General features: G+C 39.7%; 24 protein-coding genes, 1 rRNA gene and 4 pseudogenes. 19 read left to right on the top strand and 10 right to left on the bottom strand.

Annotation, left to right across the window (positions count from 1 at the left end):
• The 4 genes from smpB to DQL14_RS08300 are packed head-to-tail and all read right to left on the bottom strand — an operon-like array spanning window position 1 to window position 1994.
• Complete coding sequence (gene smpB / locus DQL14_RS08315) at window positions 1-459, bottom strand: SsrA-binding protein (protein ID WP_000766478.1); 459 nt, start codon at window positions 457-459, stop codon at window positions 1-3.
• Window positions 437-1258 (bottom strand): 4-(cytidine 5'-diphospho)-2-C-methyl-D-erythritol kinase, encoded by an 822-nt coding sequence (locus DQL14_RS08310; RefSeq protein WP_162296898.1) that lies wholly within the window; start codon window positions 1256-1258, stop codon window positions 437-439. Before DQL14_RS08310 ends, smpB begins: the two co-directional genes overlap by 23 nt.
• On the bottom strand, window positions 1258-1488 hold the full coding sequence (locus DQL14_RS08305) for a carbon storage regulator (RefSeq protein WP_000906442.1): 231 nt from the start codon (window positions 1486-1488) through the stop codon (window positions 1258-1260). Before DQL14_RS08305 ends, DQL14_RS08310 begins: the two co-directional genes overlap by 1 nt.
• A 17-nt stretch (window positions 1489-1505) precedes the next feature.
• Window positions 1506-1994, bottom strand: coding sequence for a peptidylprolyl isomerase (locus DQL14_RS08300; protein WP_162296897.1), 489 nt, complete (start codon window positions 1992-1994; stop codon window positions 1506-1508).
• 123 nt (window positions 1995-2117) lie between these two features.
• Between DQL14_RS08300 and DQL14_RS08295 the strand changes: the two genes are divergently transcribed.
• Window positions 2118-2897, top strand: a complete 780-nt coding sequence (locus tag DQL14_RS08295) for a hypothetical protein (protein WP_108169386.1) — start codon at window positions 2118-2120, stop codon at window positions 2895-2897.
• Window positions 2898-3394: 497 nt separating this feature from the next.
• Window positions 3395-4898: ribosomal RNA gene (locus DQL14_RS08290) — 16S ribosomal RNA — on the top strand.
• A 384-nt stretch (window positions 4899-5282) separates the two neighbouring features.
• Here the strand turns inward: DQL14_RS08290 and DQL14_RS08285 are convergent.
• The 4 genes from DQL14_RS08285 to DQL14_RS08270 form a co-directional block, all read right to left on the bottom strand.
• Window positions 5283-5708, bottom strand: coding sequence for a hypothetical protein (locus DQL14_RS08285; protein WP_015643665.1), 426 nt, complete (start codon window positions 5706-5708; stop codon window positions 5283-5285).
• A gap of 9 nt (window positions 5709-5717) precedes the next feature.
• On the bottom strand, window positions 5718-6824 hold the full coding sequence (locus DQL14_RS08280) for a hypothetical protein (RefSeq protein ID WP_162296896.1): 1107 nt from the start codon (window positions 6822-6824) through the stop codon (window positions 5718-5720).
• 51 nt (window positions 6825-6875) lie between these two features.
• Entirely contained in the window at window positions 6876-7604 is a 729-nt protein-coding gene (locus DQL14_RS08275) for a TIR domain protein (protein WP_108169384.1), read from the bottom strand.
• Window positions 7605-7847: 243 nt separating this feature from the next.
• Window positions 7848-8120: a hypothetical protein gene (locus DQL14_RS08270; RefSeq protein ID WP_108169383.1), complete on the bottom strand. Its 273-nt coding sequence runs from the start codon at window positions 8118-8120 to the stop codon at window positions 7848-7850.
• A 71-nt stretch (window positions 8121-8191) separates the two neighbouring features.
• Between DQL14_RS08270 and sppA the strand changes: the two genes are divergently transcribed.
• From sppA to DQL14_RS08245, 4 genes and pseudogenes are all read left to right on the top strand, one after another.
• Complete coding sequence (gene sppA / locus DQL14_RS08265; protein WP_108169382.1) at window positions 8192-9070, top strand: signal peptide peptidase SppA; 879 nt, start codon at window positions 8192-8194, stop codon at window positions 9068-9070.
• A gap of 2 nt (window positions 9071-9072) precedes the next feature.
• On the top strand, window positions 9073-9954 hold the full coding sequence (gene purU / locus DQL14_RS08260; protein ID WP_108169381.1) for a formyltetrahydrofolate deformylase: 882 nt from the start codon (window positions 9073-9075) through the stop codon (window positions 9952-9954).
• 41 nt (window positions 9955-9995) lie between these two features.
• A pseudogene (locus DQL14_RS08255) lies at window positions 9996-10634 on the top strand (restriction endonuclease subunit S); the annotation flags it as partial.
• A gap of 271 nt (window positions 10635-10905) precedes the next feature.
• Window positions 10906-11385, top strand: a pseudogene (locus tag DQL14_RS08245) (restriction endonuclease subunit S); the annotation flags it as partial.
• Between the two features lie 803 nt (window positions 11386-12188).
• Here DQL14_RS08245 and hpnL read toward each other — a convergent pair.
• A complete protein-coding gene (hpnL, locus tag DQL14_RS08235) occupies window positions 12189-12416 on the bottom strand; it encodes a nickel-binding protein HpnL (protein WP_108169379.1) in 228 nt (75 codons plus the stop codon).
• Between the two features lie 249 nt (window positions 12417-12665).
• Between hpnL and rsmA the strand changes: the two genes are divergently transcribed.
• From rsmA to DQL14_RS08205, 7 genes and pseudogenes are all read left to right on the top strand, one after another.
• On the top strand, window positions 12666-13481 hold the full coding sequence (rsmA, locus tag DQL14_RS08230) for a 16S rRNA (adenine(1518)-N(6)/adenine(1519)-N(6))-dimethyltransferase RsmA (protein ID WP_108169378.1): 816 nt from the start codon (window positions 12666-12668) through the stop codon (window positions 13479-13481).
• A gap of 50 nt (window positions 13482-13531) precedes the next feature.
• Window positions 13532-15610 carry a ribonuclease J gene (locus tag DQL14_RS08225; protein ID WP_108169377.1) on the top strand — a complete coding sequence of 693 codons (2079 nt, stop codon included), beginning with the start codon at window positions 13532-13534 and terminating at the stop codon, window positions 15608-15610.
• Window positions 15594-16583: a KpsF/GutQ family sugar-phosphate isomerase gene (locus DQL14_RS08220; RefSeq protein WP_108169376.1), complete on the top strand. Its 990-nt coding sequence runs from the start codon at window positions 15594-15596 to the stop codon at window positions 16581-16583. The genes DQL14_RS08225 and DQL14_RS08220 overlap by 17 nt, the downstream gene beginning before the upstream one ends.
• Window positions 16580-17653 (top strand): dual-specificity RNA methyltransferase RlmN, encoded by a 1074-nt coding sequence (gene rlmN, locus DQL14_RS08215; protein ID WP_108169375.1) that lies wholly within the window; start codon window positions 16580-16582, stop codon window positions 17651-17653. The genes DQL14_RS08220 and rlmN overlap by 4 nt, the downstream gene beginning before the upstream one ends.
• Before the next feature lie 195 nt (window positions 17654-17848).
• A pseudogene (locus DQL14_RS08915) lies at window positions 17849-17968 on the top strand (hypothetical protein); the annotation flags it as partial.
• The gene (locus tag DQL14_RS08210; RefSeq protein ID WP_366664004.1) at window positions 17916-18116 is read left to right on the top strand and encodes a hypothetical protein; all 201 of its coding nucleotides are present in this window, start codon (window positions 17916-17918) and stop codon (window positions 18114-18116) included. The pseudogene DQL14_RS08915 and the gene DQL14_RS08210, both read left to right, overlap by 53 nt.
• A 248-nt stretch (window positions 18117-18364) precedes the next feature.
• Window positions 18365-18859: pseudogene (locus DQL14_RS08205) on the top strand (outer membrane beta-barrel protein); the annotation flags it as partial.
• A 163-nt stretch (window positions 18860-19022) separates the two neighbouring features.
• Here DQL14_RS08205 and DQL14_RS08200 read toward each other — a convergent pair.
• On the bottom strand, window positions 19023-19643 hold the full coding sequence (locus tag DQL14_RS08200; RefSeq protein WP_108169373.1) for a hypothetical protein: 621 nt from the start codon (window positions 19641-19643) through the stop codon (window positions 19023-19025).
• A 101-nt stretch (window positions 19644-19744) separates the two neighbouring features.
• On the opposite strand from DQL14_RS08200, the gene DQL14_RS08195 reads away from it, so the two are divergent.
• From DQL14_RS08195 to DQL14_RS08170, 6 genes are read left to right on the top strand one after another with little or no spacing between them, the layout of a single operon-like run.
• A complete protein-coding gene (locus tag DQL14_RS08195) occupies window positions 19745-19999 on the top strand; it encodes an RNA-binding S4 domain-containing protein (protein WP_001217143.1) in 255 nt (84 codons plus the stop codon).
• Between the two features lie 24 nt (window positions 20000-20023).
• Window positions 20024-22786 (top strand): isoleucine--tRNA ligase, encoded by a 2763-nt coding sequence (gene ileS, locus DQL14_RS08190; RefSeq protein ID WP_108169372.1) that lies wholly within the window; start codon window positions 20024-20026, stop codon window positions 22784-22786.
• Between the two features lie 16 nt (window positions 22787-22802).
• The gene (locus DQL14_RS08185) at window positions 22803-23717 is read left to right on the top strand and encodes a CpaF/VirB11 family protein (RefSeq protein WP_108169371.1); all 915 of its coding nucleotides are present in this window, start codon (window positions 22803-22805) and stop codon (window positions 23715-23717) included.
• Window positions 23718-25022, top strand: a complete 1305-nt coding sequence (gene fliI, locus DQL14_RS08180) for a flagellar protein export ATPase FliI (RefSeq protein ID WP_078215900.1) — start codon at window positions 23718-23720, stop codon at window positions 25020-25022. It begins immediately after the preceding gene.
• 10 nt (window positions 25023-25032) lie between these two features.
• On the top strand, window positions 25033-25299 hold the full coding sequence (gene fliQ, locus DQL14_RS08175; protein ID WP_000445741.1) for a flagellar biosynthesis protein FliQ: 267 nt from the start codon (window positions 25033-25035) through the stop codon (window positions 25297-25299).
• Between the two features lie 3 nt (window positions 25300-25302).
• Window positions 25303-26082, top strand: a complete 780-nt coding sequence (locus DQL14_RS08170) for a UDP-N-acetylmuramate dehydrogenase (RefSeq protein WP_108169370.1) — start codon at window positions 25303-25305, stop codon at window positions 26080-26082.
• The last annotated feature ends 41 nt before the right edge of the window (window positions 26083-26123 follow it).

Raw genomic sequence — 26123 nt, 5'->3', positions numbered from 1 at the left:
TTATCCTTTAAAGTGGTGTTTTAAATCAGCAAGAATTTCTTTATTGAGCGCTTTTTCTTTAAGACTTTGTCTTTTATCGTGCAATTTTTTTCCTTTCACTAAAGCAATTTGGATTTTAGCTCTATTTCTTTGGTTAAAATACAATTTCAATCCTACGATACTCAAGCGTTCTTTAGACGCTTCAATCTGCCATTTCAATAATTGCTTTTTGTGTAAAAGCAACTTACGCTCTCGCCTTTCATTGGGCTTGTAATACGCATGGATTGTATCTAAATATGATATATGAACACCAAATAAAAAAGCTTCTCCTTTGATTATTTTAACAAAATTATCTTTTAAATTCACCCTAGTTTGCCTCAAAGCCTTCACTTCAGAGCCTAAAAGCGCTAATCCCGCTTCCAAAGTTTCCAAAATTTCATAGTCAAAATAGGCTTTTTTATTGCTGGCAATGAGTTTCATTCGCTCCCTTTTGAGTATTTTTTAGCCTAAAAAACGCACTCCCGCTCCCGCTAAAAAACCACTCCTTGCCTAATTCGCTTTCTATATTTTTTAAGGCTTGGTTAGTGAGCAAAGCCGGCTTTAAAAGATCGTTTAATCCGTTTCTGTCGCAAGTCTTTAGGCATTCCAAACTCGGCTTTTTAAGCCATTCTTTAGCTTGAGAAAAACAAGTTTCAGGTTTATAAGCTTGATAAACGGCTTTAGTGCTACAAAAAACATGATTTGGTGCATAGATTTCTAGGCGATTTTCTAAAGGCTCTTCTTCAAAATTTTCAATGACTTCGCCATAAGAAGTGGCGTTAGCGCTTTTGTATTGCGAGATGAAAAAGTTGGTGTCCGCACCCACTAAAGATCCTATGCTATAAAGCTCTTTTAAACTCAAACGCCAGTCAAAAATCTGATTTAAATGATACAATAGCCCCCCAGCATCAGCGCTCCCACCGCCTAATCCGGCTTGAGTGGGGATATTTTTTTCCACTTCAATCGCTAGGGTGTCTAGGGATTTGATGGCAGAATGAGAAAAATTTTTTGATTTTAAAAAATTCTTTAAAATTTGGAGGGCTTTAAAGAGCGAGTTTTCTTCTAAAGGGCAGTCAAAATCCCCTTTTAGCGAAAAGGAAAGCGCACTTTTGACGCTAATAATATCCTTTAGCTTATCTTTGACTAAACACATGCGAGAAATGAGCTTATGATAAGCCCCTTCTTTGTGAAGGATCTTTAAAAAAATATTGACTTTAGGATAAACTTCAAAAACATGCATCAAGGCTTAATGACCTTTTTGATGTTTTCTAACACGCTTTCATCTACGCACGCAGAAGCTTTTTGGTTTTCGCTCACAATGGCCTCTTTGAGTTCAGCGCGCAAAATAAGGGTGCTTTCAGGTGCTTCAAACCCTAAACGCACACTCCCTCTATCTATAGAAATGACTTTAATGTGGATGTTATCATCAATGACAATCCCTTCATTAACTTTGCGGCTGAGTATGAGCATGTCTAATTTCTTGTTCCTTATAGAGAAGAGCCAAACACAACGCTCTCTATAATATCGCCTTGCTTGATTTTATCCAAAACGCTAAGGCCTTCTGCACTAGTGATTTTGCCAAACACGGTATGCTCGCCATCTAGATGGGGCAAATCCACAAAACACAAGAAAAATTGACTCCCCCCTGTGTCTCTTCCGGCATGCGCCATAGAAATAGAGCCTCTTTTGTGCTTGTTGGGGTTGTGGGCCACTTCGCATTTAATGCGGTGTCCTGGCCCGCCTGTGCCTGTGCCATAAGGGCAGCCTCCTTGAGCCACAAAGCCGGCGATCACACGATGGAAGTTAAGCCCATTATAAAAACCCTCTTTAGCCAAAGTTACAAAGTTACTGACCGCTTGGGGCGCATCTTTGTAAAAAAGCTCTAGAGCGATATTGCCTTTATTGGTTTTGATTGTGGCGTAAGCGGTTTTTGCAAGCTCTTCTTCTTTAATTTCATAAGTTTTAATTGGATCCATCATAAACCTTTGCGATAAGCTTTTGTCATTCAAGTGATCTATTATAGCAACAAATTAAAACAAATGGTATTTTAGCCGATAGTGCCGTAGGATACTTTTGAAATTTAAGCGGTAAGTTGGATAATGGCGTTTTGGCGTAAAAGATTAGCGGTTGGTTGTTGTATCGTTTTATTTTCATGCATGATGAACGCTAATAACATTCAAATCGTTAGAGACGATCCGCCCCTTGATCCAACGCTCCCTGCATGGGTTTATTCTGTGGCGTTATTGAAAGTGTATTTTAGCGATGGGACTTATAAAGAAGGCTATGCGACTTTGCTCAAAAACGGGCGTTATATTGCTTCTTCTGAAACGCTCTATTCTAACGGCTTATACCCTAAAACGATTTTAGCCAAAATGCAAGACAGCAGCGCTAAAGAACTGATTTGTATAGCTAGCCTACGCCTTGAAGCGATGGATAGAAATCAAGGGCTTTCGCTTTTAAAAACCGCCGATTTTAGAGACGATTATTGCCATAAAAGAGAAGAGAGCTATTATCATGCAAGGATTTACACAAAATACGCTCAAACTTTTCATTCAAATCCCTATACCAATCAAAAAACACCCAATTCTGATCTCTACTACCCAGCGTTAAATGAGGGGAATTCTTTTTCTATACAGACAACGGACATTTCTGTGGCTGAACTTTTAAAGTCTAAAAAATTCCTTTCGCTTGATGCTTCTTTTAAAAAGGGGAGCGTGTTGTGGGGAGGGAGGCCTTATTTTAGCGAAGTGGGGGAGTTTATGGGGATGGCTAGTAGCACTTTAGAAAGCCAAGAAAGTTTGGTGATTATCCCTAAAGAAAAGATCGCGCGATTTTTAAGCGCTTTAAAAAATCAAAATATTTTTCAAAACATTCCCTAGATTTAAGCAAACCTTAAGCTTTCTATGACTATACTTTCATTTCCTTGTTTCAGCAAGGGCTTTTAAAAAGTCGCTTGATACCTTACAAGGATAGCTGATTAAAAGCAAACGATCTTTGAAAACTAAGCAAATTGATAGAAGTTCTTTTTAAAGGGATATTCTAAAACAATAAGCAATGACTTATCAAGTGGAGTGGGGGTTTTTATAACTCCCATTCTTGGATAAGGAATTCTTATCCAATCTGCCAATTGATTTCATTGATTATGATGATTATATCATTATGATTGATGACTGAATGGCATGAGAGTATTTTATTCAGGTTAGCGTTTAGCCAAACCTTTTTAAAAAGTTTCTTTCTGTTTTGTTGTTGTAATACTTAAGAACACAACCCGTTTTATTCAATCATCAAATAAAACGAGTTCTTGTGATACGCTAAAGCTGTTGTTAGGAATAACAACAGCCTATCAAAAAACAAAAAGAGCTTTAGGACAAACGCTTTTATGGAGAGTTTGATCCTGGCTCAGAGTGAACGCTGGCGGCGTGCCTAATACATGCAAGTCGAACGATGAAGCTTCTAGCTTGCTAGAGTGCTGATTAGTGGCGCACGGGTGAGTAACGCATAGGTCATGTGCCTCTTAGTTTGGGATAGCCATTGGAAACGATGATTAATACCAGATACTCCCTACGGGGGAAAGATTTATCGCTAAGAGATCAGCCTATGTCCTATCAGCTTGTTGGTAAGGTAATGGCTTACCAAGGCTATGACGGGTATCCGGCCTGAGAGGGTGAACGGACACACTGGAACTGAGACACGGTCCAGACTCCTACGGGAGGCAGCAGTAGGGAATATTGCTCAATGGGGGAAACCCTGAAGCAGCAACGCCGCGTGGAGGATGAAGGTTTTAGGATTGTAAACTCCTTTTGTTAGAGAAGATAATGACGGTATCTAACGAATAAGCACCGGCTAACTCCGTGCCAGCAGCCGCGGTAATACGGAGGGTGCAAGCGTTACTCGGAATCACTGGGCGTAAAGAGCGCGTAGGCGGGATAGTCAGTCAGGTGTGAAATCCTATGGCTTAACCATAGAACTGCATTTGAAACTACTATTCTAGAGTGTGGGAGAGGTAGGTGGAATTCTTGGTGTAGGGGTAAAATCCGTAGAGATCAAGAGGAATACTCATTGCGAAGGCGACCTGCTGGAACATTACTGACGCTGATTGCGCGAAAGCGTGGGGAGCAAACAGGATTAGATACCCTGGTAGTCCACGCCCTAAACGATGGATGCTAGTTGTTGGAGGGCTTAGTCTCTCCAGTAATGCAGCTAACGCATTAAGCATCCCGCCTGGGGAGTACGGTCGCAAGATTAAAACTCAAAGGAATAGACGGGGACCCGCACAAGCGGTGGAGCATGTGGTTTAATTCGAAGATACACGAAGAACCTTACCTAGGCTTGACATTGAGAGAATCCGCTAGAAATAGTGGAGTGTCTAGCTTGCTAGACCTTGAAAACAGGTGCTGCACGGCTGTCGTCAGCTCGTGTCGTGAGATGTTGGGTTAAGTCCCGCAACGAGCGCAACCCCCTTTCTTAGTTGCTAACAGGTTATGCTGAGAACTCTAAGGATACTGCCTCCGTAAGGAGGAGGAAGGTGGGGACGACGTCAAGTCATCATGGCCCTTACGCCTAGGGCTACACACGTGCTACAATGGGGTGCACAAAGAGAAGCAATACTGTGAAGTGGAGCCAATCTTCAAAACACCTCTCAGTTCGGATTGTAGGCTGCAACTCGCCTGCATGAAGCTGGAATCGCTAGTAATCGCAAATCAGCCATGTTGCGGTGAATACGTTCCCGGGTCTTGTACTCACCGCCCGTCACACCATGGGAGTTGTGTTTGCCTTAAGTCAGGATGCTAAATTGGCTACTGCCCACGGCACACACAGCGACTGGGGTGAAGTCGTAACAAGGTAACCGTAGGTGAACCTGCGGTTGGATCACCTCCTTTCTAGAGAAAAGCTTTTAACATTCGCTTGTTAAAAGCCAAAGAGTATTACCTAACAAAAGAACTTCTTGTTGCTTAGTTTTGAAAGATTGGGCTTATTCTTTCTTTTTTACTTCTTGATTGTTTTTAATATTTGCTTGCTTATTGTTTGTTATTTCTTAATGCTTATATTTTTAGTTGTTAGTGTCTTTATATTTAATGTTTAATGTGTTTAGTTTGCTTGTGTTGGTTTCTTAGATCTTGCTTTTTGTCTAAAGTTTTATTTTATAGTGAAAATCATAAGGGAGTAGGGGTTATTTTGCGATACCCTAAATCCTAAAACGCTTCAAAAGTTATCGTTTGATTGAAGTTAAGTTATTTTATAGCCAACACTCCATTGAAACAGAATCAAAAACAAAAACCATAGCCCACCAAGCAAAGACCTAACACCCAATAAGGGAAAAGGCTAAACGAAAACATGGAGCATAAGAATTGCGCGCACCGGCAAGTTTGATGAGCAGGAAAGACTTCAAATAACCTTTCATCGGTTTTAAGTCTGTTTTCTATGAGCCATTGGTATTGCTCCCTGAATAATTTTTCTTGCATGAGATAATAAGCGTCTAAAAGATAAAAGCATGCCAACAACACCCCTAAAACGCATAACCCATAAAGATGAGAGATCGCCTCTACTTTGAGGGATAAGACACCCACAGCGAGCGCGAGAGTCCATTTTTTGCACTCCAAAGAATTTTGTGCCATTCTGTTGATAATGCCTTGCAAGATTTTAAGCTCTTCTATAAGGATTTTTGCTCTGTCTTTTGGGGTATTTTCCATGTTTGATATTCATCTGTCAAAGTTAAAAGTCCAAGTCCCTTTGTCGGTTTTGATTTCAACTTCTATAAGGTTTTGACATTTATAATGCGCTGTGAAAGTTTCTCCAAATTTTAAATCCACTGCCATTGTGTTTTTCTTTCTTTCTAGATTTTTAATGATTTTTTCCATTTTGTCAATATTTTGCGTCGCTTCAGTGAGTTTGACTTGATTGGCTTTGATAGATTTTTCTTCAGAGCTAATTAGCTTGTCAGTAATTTCTTTGGCATGTCTAGGGATAGCTTCTTTCAAATAAGCGAAATAAAATTTCTCTACGCTAGGCCACATGGATTTTAGTTTAGCAAGGCTTTGGAGACCTTTTTTTGACACCTTATAATTCCCAACATCATCTACAACCAGAAAGCCATCGGCTGAGCCATATTTATCAACAATACTATCTATTAATTTTTTGAGTTCTTTAAGGTTGATATAGGGGTAGTCTTTAGGGTTTTTAGTGTCTTCAATAGCAAATTCTATCCTCTTTGTGAGAAAAAAACTCAGTATTCTCAAAGCGCGCTTCCCGAGTGTATTCTTGGATGTAGGGCTAAGTAGCTTTTTAGCGAGAGATATTGGATTATGAAGGTCGTTGAAATCCTCTCCTAGTCCTAGTAAGTAGATCTCCGTGGATAGTGAGTCGGCCTCTATGGAAGAGGGGAACACTACCATAGAATCTGAACCAAGTGTTCGGGAAAGAAGCTTGAATTTTCCAGGGATTTTATCGTGTTCTGACTTTGGGGGAGAGTTGATTATATTTTCCCAGAATTTATCAAGGCTGTTGAATTGTTGCACCCACTGCGTGAGTTCTTCTAAATCTTTTTGAAGTCTTGCGATTTTTGCTTGGTGGTTTTTAATCGCTTTTTCTTTTTCTGATACAAACAGGTGCGCATTGGCTGTTTCTTGTATTAACTTTTTTAATAGATTTTTATCATGTTTGCAATTCCCACGATTGAGCTTCAAATCTTGGATTTCTATGTTATCGGCTTTAGAAATGATTTTCACGGTAGAATTGAAGAAATTTTTTTCAACCTCAACCAATGGTTCGCTACTATCACTCCCACAGCCCGCTAAATACAACGCCAAACAGCTTGCACCCAGTAATTTTTGGTAAGTTTTAAAAAAACATGTTTGCTCCTACGAATTGATTTGTTGTGATAGTTTTTTAAGGGTTATGGTCTCAAAACTTTTTAAAAATAGCGATATATCATGAAAGAGTTGCATGCTTTCCATCATTGGAATTAGGCGACTCTCACTAATAGAATGAGTGATTTTTAATTCTTCATAAATCCATGCGGAATAAGTGATTTTTAATAGATCTTGATTGGAAACGCTGTTCTTGCTTTGTAAAAACACGAAATAAGGGCATTTTTCAATCATGTCTTGTAAAGACTCCCTGAGAATGAGCGTGAAAGCGTCTTCAATCTTGCTAACATCAATATGATGTTTTTTTATTTCTTTTAGAATATCATTTTTATAATCCCAAAAGAGAGAGTCTATAAATATTAAATTAGAACGATCGGATGGTTCTAAAAAGGACTTGATATTTTTAACGCCTAAAAAACCATTATTTTTCATGTCAATATGCGAATGAGAAAGAAAAACCTTAGTTTTATTCAATCGCTCTTGTAAGGGGTTAAAAAAGGCTTCTTTAATTTCATTGCGATTTAGCAAAGTGTATTCATTATTTTTTAGACTCTTTTGAATGAGAGTTTCAATCTTACTAGCCACTTTATGTATGTTTGAAACAGCTTGATTGTTGTAATAAGCGTATTCAAGCTTATTTTCCCCCCCTCTGTCAAAATGAAACTTGCATAAAACTTCACGATTTTCTCTTTCATCTAAATCAACCTTAAAAGCTTTCATGATATATTTTCCTTTAATATTTTTATGAAATTTTCAAACCTTTATAAACACGATTTTAAGTTTTCTTTAAAATCCTTTGATTATAGTAGACTTAGACTTAGCTTAAGAGTGCTTGAATTTTGGGGTGTCGGGGGGTGTTAGAATAGCTAAAAAACCACCGCTAAAAAAGCCTTTTTGCAAACAAAAAGAGCGTTAAAACTTACAAGCGGCAGACCTTAAAAGCGCAAAAACAACAAAAACAATCTAAAAAACCTCTTCGCATGCCTTTTTGTCTTTATGGAGTAAGCATGCTTTTTGCAGCTCTATAAAACGCTTTTTCCTTTCTTCTTCGGTCATATTATCAGGCTTTTCAATAGGGTGTGGAAGAGGGCGTGAAAGAGAGTGTGAAATCTTTGAAGTGGGGGTATTGAATTGGGGCACATACCCTAGTTTATTGACTGCATAAAAGCCTAAAGCGGCGATTAAAATAAAAATCCAATCTGTTTTTCTGATCTTGGGGCAAAATTTACACGCCATGATTTAATCCTTAAAACATTTGAAGTATAATACACTCTTATGGTCAAATTTTTAAGTCTAGGAAAAGTTGCATGTGGAGTTTCATTCAAAAAATCTTTAAGGCTTTAGTGATTATGCCTTTAGATTTTATCACGAAGTATTTCAAATCGTTTGTGCTGTTACTCATTGTATTAGTCTTTTTTAGCACTAAAGAAAGCACCCCAAGCGCCCCGCCCAATCTCGCTAAACTCTATTTAAATGGGGCAATTTTTAGCACCGAGGATTTTGACAAAGAAGTGGATAAAATCTTAAAAACCCCTAGCATTAAGGGCGTTTTACTTTTGATTGACTCTCCTGGTGGGGCGGTGTCAGCGAGCGTGGAATTGAGCGAAAAAATCGCTGATCTGAAGCAAAAAATGCCCGTTTTAGCGTATGCTAGGGGGGTTATGGCGAGCGGGAGTTATTATGCGGGCATGCAAGCGAACGAAGTTTATGCCTCTAAAGCGAGTTTAATCGGATCCATTGGGGTGATTTTTTCGGGCGCGAATGTGGAAAATTTGCTCAATAAAGTCGGCGTAGCCACTCAAGGCGTGCATGCGGGCGAATATAAAGAAATAGGCACTTTCACCAGGGCATGGAAACCTAACGAAAAAGATTTTTTGCAAAATTTAGTCAATGAGCAATACCAAATGTTTGTGAATGATGTCGCAAAAGCCAGGAAATTAGACGCTAAGGATTATAAGGATTTTGCTGAAGGGAAGGTCTTTAGCGCTCAAAAGGCTCTAAAATTGAAACTCATTGATAAAATCAGCACGATCAAGCAAGCCCAAAACCGCTTAATGGAATTGAGTAAGGTTAAAAAAGCTTATTGGCTGGAAAAAAGCCCTATGGAGCGCTTCATTGAAAAAGCCACGCAATCAGCCACAAATATCATCACGCAAGCGTTTGGCTATCAATTATTAATGAGATAAAGATGTTAGAATTTATTTTAAAAATTCAAGCTAGAGACTCTAAAGGCTTGGTGAGCGCAATAAGCACCACTATCGCTAACAAGGGCTATAACATCGTCAAAAACGATGAATTTGTTGATCCCTTAAAACAGCGCTTTTTCATGCGGCTAAAAATCCAAAAAGAAATCAAGCCCTTGAATACTGAAATTAAAGAGCAAGAAGAGCGATCCTTAAAAACCGCTCTTTTTAAAGCCTTAGAAAACTTTAACGAGCTATTGATTGAAGTCATTTTAACGCATAAAAAAAACATCATTCTGCTCGCTACTAAAGAGAGCCATTGCTTAGGGGATTTGCTTTTAAGGGTGTATGGAGGGGAATTGAACGCCCAAATTTTAGGCGTTATTTCCAATTACGAGATTTTACGCCCTTTAGTGGAAAAATTTGACATCCCTTATTTTTATGCGCCTTGCGATAATCAAGCTTTGCATGAAAAAGAAGTTTTAGCCATCATTAAAAACTTGGAATTAAAACACAAAGTGAGCGCAGACTTGCTCGTTTTAGCCAAATACATGCGCATTTTAAGCCATGATTTTACGAAGCGTTATGAAAATCAGATCTTAAATATCCATCATAGTTTCTTGCCCGCATTCATCGGGGCTAACCCTTACCAGCAAGCGTTTGAAAGGGGCGTAAAAGTCATCGGGGCCACGGCGCATTTTGTGAATGAAAGCCTTGATGCCGGGCCGATTATTTTACAAGACACTCTACCCATTAACCACAATTACAGCGTGGAAAAAATGCGCCTAGCGGGTAAGGATATAGAAAAACTGGTTTTGGCTAGGGCTTTAAAACTAGTTTTAGAGGATCGGGTGTTTGTGCATGAAAACAAAACGGTGGTGTTTTGAACGCTTCCATTAGCACCCTTTAGGATTATTGGACAGAACGCATGGACGCATTAACAACGCCATCAAATTGGCAAAGAGTGAGGCTTGGGGATATTGGCAAACCATGCATGTGTAAAAGAGTTATGAAACATCAAACAACACGATATGGTGAAATTCCATTTTATAAAATAGGCACATTTGGCAACACCGCTGATGCCTTTATTTCAAAAAAGCTATTTTTAGAATACAAAACAAAATATTCTTTTCCAAAAAAAGGCGATATTTTAATTTCTGCTTCCGGAACTATTGGTAGGGCAGTCATTTATGACGGAAAACCCGCTTATTTTCAAGACTCAAATATTGTTTGGATTGACAACGATGAAACATTAGTAAAAAATGATTTTTTATTTTATGCTTATTCTAATATTAAATGGAATACAGAGCATACAACTATCTTAAGACTTTATAACGATAATTTTAGAAATACTTTAATTCCCCTACCCCCTCTAAACGAACAAATCGCTATCGCTAACATTTTAAGCGATGTAGATCATTATCTTTATTCTTTAGACGCCCTCATTCTTAAAAAAGAAAGCGTTAAAAAAGCTTTAAGCTTTGAACTATTGAGCCAAAGAAAACGCTTGAAAGGCTTCAATCAAAATTGGCAAAGAGTAAGGCTTGGGGATATTGCCAACTATTTAAACCACCCAAGCAGAAATCCCAAACATCTTTAGTGTTTGGGATGAATGCTGCTAATTTGTAGTATAATATCTCCATACATTTGTATCTAGCGTAGGAAGTACGCAAAGTTACGCCTTTGGAGATATGATGTGTGAGACCTGTAGGGAATGCGTTGGAGATCAAACTCTGTAAAATCCCTATGATTAGGGACACAAAGTGAGAACCAAACTTTCCCTATGGGCAACATCAGCCGAGGAAGCCCAATCGCTTTAGCGTTTGGGTGCTTCACCATCAAATTTAAGTGCAGAACAAATCACGCAACAAGGAAAAATTAAAGTCTATGATGTGAATAATTTCATAGGCTATACAAATACAACTTTCATTAGTGATAAGCCTTATATTTCTATTGTTAAAGATGGAAGTGTAGGCAGAGTAAGGATTTTGCCACCTAAAACAAATATTTTATCTACTATGGGAGCGTTAATTGCTAATCATAAGACAACAACAGAGTTTTTATTTTATTTGTTATCTAATTTTGATTTTAAAAATTTCACAAGCGGTAGCATAATACCGCATATTTATTTCAAAGATTATAAAGAAAAGACTATTTTTTTACCCCCCCTAAACGAACAAATCGCTATCGCTAACATTTTAAGCGATTTGGATAGTGAAATCATTAGCCTTAAAAACAAAAAACGCCAATTTGACAACATCAAAAAAGCTTTAAACCACGATTTAATGAGCGCTAAAATCAGGGTTTTAAAAAAATAAAACGCCCCAAAAGTCAAGGACAAACCCGCTTATAAAGGAAACCCCTAAGTTTTTAAACTTAAGGGAACGCTCTTAGAAAATCAGCGTTTCACAGAAACGATCACTTTAAGCCCCAAAAAAGCAAACTCAAAGTATAATGTTTTCCAAGAGCGTTTGTTATGTGTCTTAGGCATAACATGCTCCTTTTAAGGTAGTTTGCCCCATATCGTAACTATGGGGCGTGATGAAATTCTACAACAAACCCCCTTAAAACTTTTAATTTTACAAACGCTAAAACAAGATTAAAAAATTGAATGGAAAGATAAAAAAATAAACGCCCCAAAAGTCAAGGACAAACCCGCTTATAAAGGAAACCCTTAAGCTTAAAAGCTTAAGGGAACGCTCTTAGAAAATCAGCGTTTCACAGAAACGATCACTTTAAGCCCCAAAAAAGCAAACTCAAAGTATAATGTTTTCCAAGAGCGTTTGCCACTTTTGTGTTTCATGGCATGCTCCTTACAATGTTGGTTTGCCCCATATTGCAACTATGGGGCGTGATGAAATCCTACAACAAACCCCCTTAAAACACCCCTAGAACGCACCAAATACGCATGGCAAAGTTCTACGCCCCAATGACCACTCAATGAATAAGCTTATCTTTATTGGATAGAAAACAGAGCCATTTGTCAAGCATCAAAAAGAGGAATTTTAAAAGTTCAAAAATCTAATGGAATTAAAAGGGTTGGTTCGAATTGATAGATTTACTGGATCAAAAGAGCTAAAAGCCAGGAGTAGCCCTAAGGCCGCCCCCACAAACGCCCCAATCAATATTGTTGGTTTTGTTGTTGCGCTTTTTGTTGTTGTTGTTGGTGTGCTTGTTGTTGTTGAGCTTGTTGCTCTGCTTGTTGTTCGGCGTGTTGTTCAGCGTTATGGTGATGGTGTTCGCCGCCATAATAATGGTGGTGGTGTGCATGGTGATGGTGGTGGTGTTGGCTGTTAGCCTGTTGTTGTTGCTGTTGTTGCGCTTGGTGTTGTTGTTCATGGTGTGCCATGATGACTCCTTTAATTGAAATTTAAATTCTAGCTCATTGGCTAGGATTTCATTCTATAATGCAAAATCTAACCAATTATTAACGAAAAAGATTTTAATACTAATTTTTAATACGAGCGCCAATTTAAGCGTTCCTATTGTCAAAACTACCAACATCTTTGAATGAAAAAAGCTATAATAAAGAAGTTGCATTAAAAAGGAAAGACAAATCCCCTTTTTAAGGTATAATATGAGGAATTAAAAGCGTGCTATGGTAGTAGCTAAAAAGTCTTTAGGACAGCATTTTTTAACGGACGAGTCGTTTTTGGACAGAATTGTTAATGCTTTGCCTCCCTTAAACCCATTAAAGCTAATTGAAATTGGCGTGGGGTTAGGGGATTTGACTCTTAAGTTGTTGGATCGCTATCCTTTAAAGACTTATGAGATAGATAGCAACTTGTGCGAGAAAATGCGATCAAAACTAAAGGCGCAAAAAAAGCCTTTTAAATTAGAATTAGTGGAAAAAGACGCTCTTTTTTTAAAAGAAGAAGAGCCTTATTTTTTGATTTCTAATTTGCCTTATTATATCGCTACCAGGCTTGTTTTAAACGCGCTCAAAGACCCTAAATGCAGGGGTTTATTGGTGATGACGCAAAAGGAAGTGGCACTCAAGTTTTGCGCTAAAGATTCACAGAACGCCTTAAGCGTTTTAGCACAAGCAATAGGGAACGCTACCCTTTTGTTTGATGTGCCACCTAGCGCGTTTAGCCCGCCTCCAAAGGTGTTTTCTAGCGTGTTTGAAGTGATTAAAGAGCCGCTGAAAGAAAAGGCGTTGGCTTCATTACTCCAAGCGCCATTTTTTGAAGAAGCCCTACAAAAAGGGTTTGAAACATTAGAAGATTTTTTGAAAGCCTGTTTCTCATCTCCCAGGAAGACGCTTTCAAACAATCTTAAAAAAAGCGTTTCTTATAAAGAAAAGCTTGATAAGGTGTTAGATTTTTTAGCGTTAGAAAACCAACCAACAAGCGTGAGGGCGTCTGAGGTAAAAGATTATCTCAAGCTCTTAAAATCCGTTTTAAAAGGCTAGTGCCTTTTTAAAAATTGAAAGATAAAAATTGAAATAAAGGAATAATCGTTATGACTGATAACAACCAAAATAATGAAAACAACGAAAGTAGCAGTGAAAATCCAAAAGCTAACCATGAGGTGCGAGCCGGAACGTTTGAGCGATTCACCAACCGCAAAAAGCGTTTTAGAGAAAACGCGCAAAAAAACGCAGAGTCTTCACACCATGAAGCACCTTCACACCATAAAAAAGAACGCCACCCCAACAAAAAACCAAACCACCACCACAAAGCTAAACACACCCCCCAAAAAACACGAAATTACGCCCAAGAAGAGCTAGATAGCAACAAAGTAGAGGGCGTTACGGAAATTTTGCATGTGAATGAGAGAGGGACTTTAGGCTTTCATAAGGAGCTCAAAAAGGGCGTTGAAGCCAATAACAAGATTCAGGTGGAGCATTTAAACCCGCATTATAAGATGAATTTAAACTCTAAAGCGAGCGTTAAAATCACGCCTTTAGGGGGCTTGGGTGAGATTGGGGGGAATATGATGGTCATTGAAACCCCAAAAAGCGCGATCGTGATTGATGCGGGCATGAGCTTCCCTAAAGAGGGGCTATTTGGCGTGGATATTTTAATCCCGGATTTTTCCTACTTGCACCAAATCAAGGACAAAATCGCTGGCATTATCATCACCCATGCCCATGAAGATCACATAGGGGCCACGCCTTATTTGTTTAAAGAGTTGCAATTCCCCCTTTATGGCACGCCCTTGAGTTTGGGGTTGATCGGGAGCAAGTTTGATGAACATGGTTTGAAAAAATACCGCTCGTATTTTAAAATCGTAGAAAAGCGTTGCCCTATTAGCGTGGGCGAATTTATCATTGAATGGATCCACATCACGCATTCTATCATTGACAGCAGCGCTTTAGCGATCCAAACTAAAGCCGGAACCATCATCCACACCGGCGATTTTAAAATCGATCACACCCCAGTGGATAATTTGCCCACGGATTTGTATCGTTTAGCACACTATGGCGAAAAGGGGGTGATGCTTCTTTTAAGCGATTCCACTAACTCCCATAAATCCGGGACCACACCGAGTGAAAGCACCATAGCGCCGGCTTTTGACACGCTTTTTAAAGAAGCGCAAGGGAGGGTGATTATGAGCACCTTCTCTAGCAATATCCACCGGGTCTATCAAGCCATCCAATACGGCATTAAATACAACCGCAAGATTGCTGTGATCGGGCGCTCTATGGAAAAAAACCTAGACATCGCCAGAGAATTAGGCTATATCCATTTGCCTTATCAATCTTTTATTGAAGCCAATGAAGTCGCTAAATACCCGGACAATGAAGTCTTAATCGTAACGACCGGCTCACAAGGCGAAACCATGAGCGCGCTTTATCGCATGGCGACTGATGAGCACCGCCACATTTCTATCAAACCCAACGATTTAGTCATCATTTCCGCTAAAGCCATTCCTGGCAATGAAGCGAGCGTTTCAGCGGTATTGAATTTTTTGATCAAAAAAGAAGCTAAAGTGGCTTATCAAGAATTTGACAATATCCATGTGAGCGGGCATGCCGCCCAAGAAGAGCAAAAGCTCATGTTAAGACTCATTAAGCCTAAGTTTTTCTTACCCGTGCATGGGGAATATAACCATGTCGCGCGCCACAAGCAAACTGCTATTGCTTGCGGGGTGCCTGAAAAAAATATCTATTTAATGGAAGATGGCGATCAAGTGGAAGTTGGCCCTGCGTTCATTAAAAAAGTCGGCACCATTAAAAGCGGGAAAAGCTATGTGGATAACCAAAGCAATTTGAGTATTGACACTAGCATCGTCCAACAAAGAGAAGAAGTCGCTAGCGCCGGGGTGTTTGTGGCTACGATTTTTGTGAATAAAAACAAACAAGCGCTTTTGGAAAGCTCTCAATTTTCCAGTTTAGGGCTTGTGGGCTTTAAAGATGAAAAGCCTTTGATGAAAGAAATTCAAGGGGACTTAGAGGTGTTATTAAAATCCAGCAACGCCGAAACTTTGAATAACCCTAAAAAATTAGAAGATCACACTCGTAATTTCATCAGAAAAGCGCTCTTTAAAAAGTTTAGAAAATACCCGGCTATCATTTGTCATGTCCATGCCACTTGATTACAACGCTATCGCCGCACAAGTCTTAAAAGATGAAGCGAGCGCGCTTTTAGAAAGCGTTAAACAATTTCAAAAACCTAACGATTTAGGAGCGATTGTCAAGCTCATTTTAAAAAGCCAAGAAAAAGGGGGTAAGCTTGTGATAGTGGGCGTGGGCAAGAGCGCTTTAGTGGCGCAAAAAATCGCTGCTTCCATGCTAAGCACCGGTAACAGGAGCGCGTTTTTACACCCCACAGAAGCCATGCATGGGGATTTGGGCATGGTGGAAAAAAACGATGTGATTTTAATGATTAGCTATGGGGGCGAGTCTTTAGAATTGTTGAATCTGGTGAGTCATTTAAAACGCTTAAGCCATAAAATCATCACTTTCACTAAAAGCCCTAATAGTTCGATCTCTAAACTTGGCGATTATTATTTGAGCTTGAAAATTAAAAAAGAAGCTTGCCCGATTAACACCGCTCCAACGACTTCTACCACCCTAACTCTAGCCTTAGGCGATGTTTTAATGGCATGTTTGATGCGAGCGAAAAACTTTAGCCAAGAAGATTTTGCCTCCTTTCATCCGGGCGGGCTTTTGGGCAAAAAACTTTTTGTCAAGGTTAAAGACTTGCTGCAAACCACAAATCTCCCTTTAATCGCCCCTAGCACAAGCTTTAAAGACGCGCTCATAGAAATGAGTGAAAAACGTCTAGGCAGCGCGATTTTAGTCAATGAGGCTAACGAGCTTGTGGGGGTGTTAAGCGATGGCGATGTCCGTAGGGCGTTATTAAAAGGGGTGAGTTTAAAGAGCGAAGTGAGGCATTTTGCCACTTTAAAGCCTAAAAGCTTTAAGAATTTAGACGCTCTTCTTTTAGAGGCGTTAGAATTTTTAGAGCGCCATAAGATCCAGCTTTTGGTGTGCGTGGATGATTGTAATAAGGTTTTAGGGGTCTTGCACTTGCACCAACTTTTAGAATTAGGGCTTAAAGCATGAAAGCGAGCATTTATGATTTCACTTTAGATGAATTGAGTCAGCTTTTAAAACCAAGTTTTAGGGCTAAACAGCTTTATTTGTGGCTCTATGCGAAGTATAAAACAAGCTTTAAAGACATGCAAAATAATTTTTCAAAAGATTTTATCGCTTATTTAGAGCAAGAATTTACTTTGCGCACGATAGAAATCACGCATGTGAGAAAGAGTGTTGATGGCTCTAAAAAATACCTTTTTAAATCTTTAAGAGACAACCACACTTTTGAAGCGGTGTTGTTGAAAATGAAAGACAAAAAGATTGATGAAGAAACGAACGCCGTTTTAGAGGGGGAAAAATACACCGTATGCGTGTCTTGTCAAATCGGCTGTCAAGTGGGTTGCTCGTTTTGTTTCACTCAAAAAGGCGGTTTTGTAAGAAACTTAAAAGCGAGCGAGATCATCCAGCAAGCCCTACTCATTAAAGAAGACAATAACCTCCCCCTTGAAAAAGCGCTCAATATTGTTTTTATGGGAATGGGTGAGCCTTTGAACAATTTAGATGAGGTGTGTAAAGCGATTGAGATTTTTAATACCGGCATGCAAATTTCGCCTAAAAGAATCACGATTTCCACTAGCGGCGTAGCCGATAAAATCCCTATTTTAGCGGGCAAAAATTTAGGCGTGCAATTAGCCATATCCTTACACGCCGTAGATGACAAAACGCGCTCATCTTTAATGCCCTTGAATAAAAAATACAATATTGAATGCGTTTTGAATGAAGTGAGGAAATGGCCTTTAGAGCAACGAAAAAGAGTGATGTTTGAATACCTTTTGATCAAAGATTTGAACGATAGCCTAGACTGCGCTAAAAAACTTCTAAAACTTTTAAACGGCATTAAATCCAAAGTGAATTTGATTTTATTCAACCCGCATGAAGGCTCTAAGTTTGAACGCCCCAGTTTAGAGAGCGCTAAAATGTTTGCGGATTTTTTAAACTCCAAAGGCTTATTATGCACCATTAGAGAGTCTAAAGCCTTGGATATTGAAGCGGCTTGTGGGCAATTGAGAGAGAAAAAACTCTCCCAACAAATTTGAAAACTTTTTTGTAGCGTTTGTCTTTTTTCTAATAGGGGGCGTTGATTTTACTCAAGCGATAATTCAAAATTTAGGGAATATGGATTAAAAATTAGCGCTAAATTTTCTTTCATTAACAATTAATTAGATTTTATATTGTAGAATGAAATTCTAGCCAGTGAGCTAGAATTTAAATTTTTAATCAAAGGAGTCATCATGGCACACCATGAAGAACAACACGGCGGGCACCACCACCATCACCACCACACACACCACCACCACTATCACGGCGGTGAACACCACCATCACCACCACAGCTCTCATCATGAAGAAGGTTGTTGCAGCACTAGCGATAGTCATCATCAAGAAGAAGGTTGTTGCCACGGGCATCACGAGTAGTATCGGTGTGGCTAGGGGCAACTTGACTAGGGTTGTCTCTGGTTTTGACTTCAAAACACAATCATTCAAATCTAACCCATTCTAATCAAACCCGTTAAATCCAATCCAACCACCGCAACGCACTTGGTTTTTATCGTTACAAACGCTCATTAATGCTCATCAATGCCTATAAAAAGTAATTTTTTATCCAATAATATTGTTAAGACTTTTAATTTAAGCTTCAATGTTTTACAATATTCAAAATATTAAAACAATTTTTCAATCAAGGAAAGGGTATGCAAGTTACCCCCCCATTTTTTAAAACCCAAATTTTTATTTTTGGCTTTTTATTCTATGCTAGGGTTTAATCTTAGCCACGCTATAGATGAGAGCGGGCTTAATGAGCTCGTTGGAAAGAAGGTTCAAGAAGCTTTAGCGAAAGAAAAAGCTAAGGCTAAACATCAAAGAGCGGATAAAAGCGCTTTTTTTGCCGGTCTTGGCTATAGCGGGATGTTTTCATGGAATTTAGCTTATAAAGATAGTTTTGTTTTGCTGCCTCACTCTCACTTCTTTGGTGGAAGACTCTTAGAAAGAAAAGATCCCAGCACAATCTTAAACGGCTTTAATTTTAAAGTGGGGTATCAGTATGCCGCTCCTGTTAAGATTAAAAAAATGGGTTTTGGCGTTAGGGGAGGGTTCCAATATTCCTATAAAGCAGGCAATTACATGGAAAAAGATAAATACCAACAATACTTATTTGGAGTGCCTATAGGCATAATAAGTCCTGTTTCTTTTTTTACTGGTGGTATGATAACAATGTCAACTTACAGCTTTTTTGAAAGCTATGTTACTTGGAGCGCGGATTATGTTTATCGTTTTTAAAAGTTTTTAAAAATTTAATGGCTTTGTTCCAATTGAATAGGGGTGATAAAATCTAAAAAATGATTAAAGCGTTTTTTACAATCTAATCATACATAAAGAGCTTACGAAAAGCGAGCGATCATTTCATGCTTTATGGTTCCAACCCCCATGCGTCTTTAAAAGAAGCGTTTTTAAGCTTTAAATTCAAGCTTCCCTCAATCCATTGGGTATTAGCCCCCTTTTCGTTGTTGTCAAATAAAAACACCCCCAAAAAGCCTCTAGGGGTTTTAATCAGGCTCAATTCCACGCTAGGAAGAATGATTTTGCCATCAGGTTTGACTTCAAAGGCCAGGAAAAAGGGGCGGTTGTTCTTAAAATCGTAGCCATTTTTGGTGTATGAATAGCCAGGAGCGCTCTGCAAGATGCCTTTTTGAGTTTCCACGCTAAAAGAATCCAAGTAATAAAATCCAGGCTCTAGCTTGAACGATTGAACTTTGGCTAAAGCGTAGCGGTTTTTCCATAAAAGCATGAAGCGCTCACTCCCTAGCATGAATAAAGGCCCCCTAGGGTCTTTGAGCTTTGCTTTAGGGTTTTTTTTAAGCGTTTCATTGTGTTTGGCGATAACTCCTCTATCCACTTTGCGCCAATAAGTGCGCACGCTTTGGCCTTGATGAGCGATATAAAGATTCACCAAACCAGAATGATGGCCTTTAGGGGGCAAGCAAGAGGCTAATAAAAGAGCGGCTAACAAAATCACGATTTGAAACTTCAAACAAATTCCTTAAAAAGAGTGGTGGCTGAATGCTAACATGCTAAAACTAAAACCCTTATAAGTTATGGATAAAAACTTAAAGAATAGGGTAAAATAAACGCATGCGAATAGACAAATTTTTACAATCAGTGGGTTTAGTGAAACGGCGCGTTTTAGCGACAGATATGTGCAATGTGGGGGCGGTGTGGATCAATGGGAGTTGTGCTAAGGCTAGTAAAGAAGTGAAAATAGGCGATGCGATTAGCTTGCATTATTTAAAAGGGATAGAAGAATACACGATTTTACAAATCCCCACTTTAAAAAATGTGCCGCGAAAAGACACGCACCTTTATATCGCTCCTAAAACAAAAGAATAAAGATAAAAGACTAAGGATCAATCAGTGAAAGAATACAAAGACACCCTAAACTTAAACACAACCACCTTTTCTATGAAAGGGAATTTGAGCGTTAATGAGCCTAAAACTTACGCCAAATGGCAAAAGCAACAAGCGTTCAAACGCATGCAAAATAGGAAAGATAACCATGGGGATTTCACTTTGCATGACGGGCCGCCTTATGCGAACGGGCATTTGCATTTAGGGCATGCCTTAAATAAAATTTTAAAAGACATTGTTATTAAAAGGGAATATTTTAAAGGGAAGAAAATCTATTACACGCCCGGTTGGGATTGCCATGGCTTGCCCATTGAGCAGCAAATTTTAGAGCGATTAGAAAAAGAAAAAACGAGCCTAGAAAACCCCACGCTGTTTAGAGAAAAGTGCCGAGATCATGCGAAAAAATTTTTAGAAATCCAAAAGAATGAATTTTTGCAATTAGGCGTTTTGGGGGATTTTGAAGATCCTTATAAAACCATGGATTTTAAATTTGAAGCGAGCATTTATAGGGCTTTAGTGGAAGTGGCTAAAAAAGGGCTTTTGAAAGAGCGCCACAAGCCCATTTATTGGAGTTATGCATGCGAGAGCGCTTTAGCGGAAGCTGAAGTGGAATACAAAATGAAAAAATCGCCCTCCATTTTCGTAGCGTTTGGTTTGAAAAAGGAGAGTTTAGAAAAATTAAAAGTCAAAAAAGCGAGCTTAGTGATTTGGACGACCACGCCTTGGACTTTGTATGCGAATGTGGCGATCGCTTTGAAAAAAGACGCTATCTATGCGCTCACCCAAAAAGGCTACTTAGTCGCTAAAGCCCTGCATGAAAAATTAGCCGCTTTAGGGGTGGTGGATAGTGAGATTGCGCATGAATTCAATGCCAATGATTTAGAATACTTGAAAGCGCTTAATCCTTTAAACCAAAGAGATTCCCTAATCACTCTAGGAGAGCATGTCGGTTTAGAAGATGGCACAGGAGCCGTGCATACCGCGCCTGGGCATGGTGAAGAGGACTATTATTTGGGCTTAAAATACAATCTAGAAGTGTTAATGTCCGTAGATGAAAAGGGTTGTTATGATGAGGGCATTATCCATAAGAAATTATTAGATGAAAGCTATCTGGGCGAGCATGTTTTTAAGGCTCAAAAACGCATTATAGAGCAATTGGGCGATTCTTTATTGCTAGAGCAAGAGATTGAGCATTCCTACCCGCATTGTTGGAGGACGCACAAGCCTGTGATTTACAGAGCGACCACGCAATGGTTTATTTTAATGGATGAGCCTTTTATCCAAAATGATGGCTCTCAAAAAACCTTAAGAGAAGTGGCTTTAGATGCGATTGAAAAGGTGGAATTTGTGCCAAGCAGCGGGAAAAACCGCCTAAAAACCATGATAGAAAACCGCCCTGATTGGTGCTTGAGCCGGCAAAGAAAATGGGGCGTGCCACTGGCCTTTTTCATAGACAAACGCACGAATAAGCCTTGTTTTGAAAGCGAAGTTTTAGAGCATGTGGCCAATCTTTTTGAAAAAAAAGGCTGTGATGTGTGGTGGGAATACAGCGTGAAAGATTTATTACCCCCTAGCTATCAAGAGAACGCCACGTATTACGAAAAAGTCATGCACATTTTAGACGTGTGGTTTGATAGCGGTAGCACCTTTAAGGCGGTTTTAGAAGACTATCATGGAGAAAAAGGGCGAAGTCCTAGCGATGTGGTTTTAGAAGGGAGCGATCAGCATAGGGGGTGGTTTCAAAGCTCGCTTCTAATCGGTTGTGTTTTAAACAACCAAGCCCCTTTTAAAAAGGTCATTACGCATGGCTTTATCGTAGATGAAAAGGGCGAGAAAATGAGTAAATCTAAGGGCAATGTGGTGTCTTTGGACAACTTGCTCAAAAAGCATGGGAGCGATGTGGTGCGTTTGTGGGTAGCGTTCAATGACTATCAAAACGATTTGAGGGTCTCTCAAACCTTTTTCATTCAAACAGAACAGCATTATAAGAAATTCCGCAACACCTTGAAATTCTTACTCGCCAATTTTAGCGATATGGATCTTAAGAATTTAGAACACCCCCATGACTTCAGCCCTTTAGATCATTTTATATTAGAGGCTTTAGAAACCATAAGCGCTGGAGTCAATAGCGCGTTTGAAGAGCATGATTTTGTGAAGGGCTTGAATATTTTAATGGCGTTTGTTGCCAATGAATTGAGCGGGATTTATTTAGACGCTTGTAAGGATAGCTTGTATTGCGATAGCAAAAACAATGAAAAACGCCAAGCCATTCAAATGGTCTTACTCGCTGTGGCCAGTCAATTGTGCTACTTTTTAGCCCCGATTTTAACGCACACGATTGAAGAAGTTTTAGAGCATAGTCAGGTGCTGTGCGCGTTTTTGCAAGCTAAAGATGTGTTTGATTTGAAAGGCATTAGCGTTTTAGAAAAACTCCACCTTAAAGAGTTTAAAAAACCAGAAAATTTTGAAGCCGTTTTAGCCTTGCGTTCTGCCTTTAATGAAGAGTTAGACCGATTGAAAAAAGAAGGCGTCATTAAAAATTCGTTGGAATGCGCTATTGAAGTGAAAGAAAAAGCGTTGCGTGAAAATTTAGTAGAAGAATTGCTGATGGTAAGCTTTGTAGGGGTTGCAAAAGAAAAATTGAGCGAAACGCCAGCATTCACGCTCTTTAAAGCCCCCTTTTATAAATGCCCCAGGTGTTGGCGTTTTAAAAGCGAGCTAGAAAACACCCCTTGCAAGCGTTGCGAACAGGTTTTAAAAGAGTGGTGATAAAAGGATAGGACTTTTGGAAACCTTGCAAACCCATAGAGTTTTACAAGCCCTAATCGGCCATTTTACCCCTTTTTTAGAAAGCGGGATCACCGAGCTGATCATCAACACCGAGCAGGAGCTTTGGCTTTATAAAGTCAATAACACACGAGAAAAAAGAGGGCATGCGCTTTTTGATAAGGCGTTTTTGCTGAGATTTTGCGAGCAATTGGCTAGTTTTAGGGGGTTGTTTTTTGATGAAGAGCACCCCACTTTAAATTGCTCTATCCCTTTCACGCGCTATAGGGTGAGCGCGAATCATTTTAGCATCACCACGAACAATCAAATCACGCTCAATATCCGTGTGCCTAGGCTTAAGCCCTTAAGTTTAGACGATTTCACTTTTAAAGCAAGCGATCCAAAGGGTTTGAAAAATTTAGCCCTAAAAGGGCATAACATTCTCATTAGCGGGGAAACTTCAAGCGGTAAAACAAGCTTATTAAACGCTCTTTTAGATTGCGTCAATAAAGATGAAAGGGTGGTGAGCGTTGAAGACAGCCAAGAATTGGATTTAAAAGCGTTTAGTAATTGCGTGGGGCTTTTAGTGGGCAAGCAAGAGAACACGCGCTTTAATTATGAAGACGCTCTCAATATGGCCATGCGCTTAAACCCGGACAGGCTCATTGTGGGCGAGATTGACACCAGGAATGCAGCACTTTTTTTGCGTTTAGGAAACACCGGGCATAAGGGCATGCTCTCAACCATTCACGCTAATAGCGCTCAAAACACTTTAGAAGCCCTTTCACTGAATTTAAGCATGCGTTATACGCATTCTTTGGATAAGGATTTGATGCGAGCGTATTTTAAGAGCGCGATTGATGTGATCGTGCATGTGAATAGAATCAACAATGAGCGCCAAATCGCTGAAGTCTTATGGACTAAAGAGCTTTAAATGCCCCTAAAATCCTTAAAAAACCGCTTGAATCAGCATTTTGAACTATCGCCTCGTTATGGGAGCGTGAAAAAAATCATGCCCAATATCGTTTATGCGGATGGTTTTAACCCCTCTGTGGGCGATGTGGTGAAGATTGAAAAAAGCGATGGCAGCGAATGCGTGGGAATGGTGGTGGTGGCAGAAAAAGAGCAGTTTGGTTTCACGCCCTTTAATTTTATAGAGGGGGCTAGGGCTGGCGATAAGGTGCTGTTTTTAAAAGAGGGGTTGAATTTCCCTGTGGGCCGTAATCTTTTAGGGAGGGTGCTTAACCCTTTAGGGCAAGTCATTGACAATAAGGGGGCGCTAGATTATGAGCGATTAGCGCCTGTCATTACAACGCCTATAGCCCCTTTAAAAAGAGGCTTGATTGATGAGGTTTTTAGCGTGGGGGTGAAGAGCATTGATGGGCTTTTGACTTGCGGTAAGGGGCAAAAACTGGGCATTTTTGCCGGCTCTGGGGTGGGCAAATCCACGCTAATGGGCATGATCACTAGGGGTTGCTTAGCGCCGATTAAAGTGATCGCTTTGATTGGGGAAAGGGGCAGAGAAATCCCTGAATTTATAGAGAAAAACTTAAAAGGGGATTTAAGCTCTTGCGTGTTGGTGGTCGCTACGAGCGATGATAGCCCTTTGATGCGCAAATACGGGGCTTTTTGCGCGATGAGCGTGGCGGAGTATTTTAAAAACCAAGGGCTAGATGTGTTATTCATCATGGATTCAGTGACTCGTTTCGCTATGGCTCAAAGAGAAATCGGTTTAGCTTTAGGCGAACCGCCCACTTCCAAAGGCTACCCCCCATCCGCACTTTCTTTATTGCCTCAATTGATGGAGAGAGCGGGCAAGGAAGAAAATAAGGGGAGCATCACGGCTTTTTTTAGCGTGCTAGTAGAGGGCGATGATTTGAGCGACCCCATAGCCGATCAAGCTAGGAGTATTTTAGATGGGCATATTGTCTTAAGCAGGGAATTGACCGATTATGGGATCTACCCGCCTATTAATATTTTAAACTCCGCATCAAGGGTGGCTAAAGACATTACCAGCGAGTCTCAAAACCTTTATGCGAGAAAATTCCGCCGTTTGTATGCGTTGTTGAAAGAAAATGAAATGCTCATTCGCATCGGCTCTTATCAAATGGGGAACGATAAAGAGCTTGATGAAGCGATTAAGAAAAAGGCTTTAATGGAGCAGTTTTTAGCGCAAGATGAAAACGCTTTACAGCCTTTTGAACAAAGCTTTCAGCAATTAGAAGAAATCTTAAGATAAAAGGAATGTTATGGAATCACAACTCATGAAACTCGCCATTGAGACTTATAAAATCACTTTGATGATTTCTTTACCGGTATTACTAGCGGGCTTAGTGGTGGGGCTATTAGTCAGTATTTTTCAAGCGACCACTCAAATCAATGAAATGACTTTGTCTTTTGTGCCTAAGATTTTAGCCGTGATTGGGGTGTTGATTTTAACCATGCCGTGGATGACGAACATGCTTTTAGATTACACCAAAACCTTAATCAAGCTCATTCCTAAAATCATAGGCTAGAAAATGCTAGAAACCATTATTGATTTTTCTCGTTACAGCAGCGTGAAGATCGGCGCGCCTTTAAAAGTGAGCGTTTTAGAAAGCGATGATGAAATTTCTCAAGAACACCAGATCATAGGTTTAGCGAACAACCTTTTAATCGCTCCTAGCGTGAAAAATCTCGCTTTATTAGGAAAAAACTACGATTATATTTGCGATCAAGGTGAGTGGGTGGAGGTAGGGGGAGCGGCCAATGCGTCTAAAATTTTTAATTATTTTAGGGCGAATGATTTAGAGGGTTTGGAATTTTTAGGGCAATTGCCTGGCACTTTAGGAGCGTTAGTTAAAATGAATGCCGGCATGAAAGAATTTGAAATCAAAAATGTTTTAGAAAGCGCTTGCATTAATAATCAATGGCTAGAAAAAGAAGCTTTGGGGTTGGGCTATCGCAGCAGCGGGTTTAGCGGCGTTGTTTTAAGGGCGAGGTTTAAAAAAACGCATGGCTTTAGAGAAGGGGTTTTAAAAGCGTGTCAAAGCATGCGCAAAAGCCACCCCAAATTGCCTAATTTTGGGAGCTGTTTCAAAAACCCGCCTAACGATTATGCGGGCAGGCTTTTAGAGGGCGTGGGCTTAAGAGGTTATTGTTTGAAAAGAGTGGGCTTTGCCAAAGAGCATGCGAATTTTTTGGTGAATTTGGGGGGTGCAGAATTTGAAGAAGCCCTAGATCTGATAGAACTCGCCAAAGCCAGAGTGTTACAAGAATACGGCATTCATTTGGAAGAAGAAGTGAAAATTTTAAGGTAGGGTTGAAAAGCTTTTTTAAAATCAATCTTACCCCTATTGAT

Origin of the sequence: Helicobacter pylori NCTC 11637 = CCUG 17874 = ATCC 43504 = JCM 12093 (assembly GCF_900478295.1) — a bacterium.
GTDB lineage: Bacteria > Campylobacterota > Campylobacteria > Campylobacterales > Helicobacteraceae > Helicobacter > Helicobacter pylori.
Note: the sequence above shows the minus strand (reverse complement) of the source record. Positions and strands in the feature narration are given on the sequence as shown.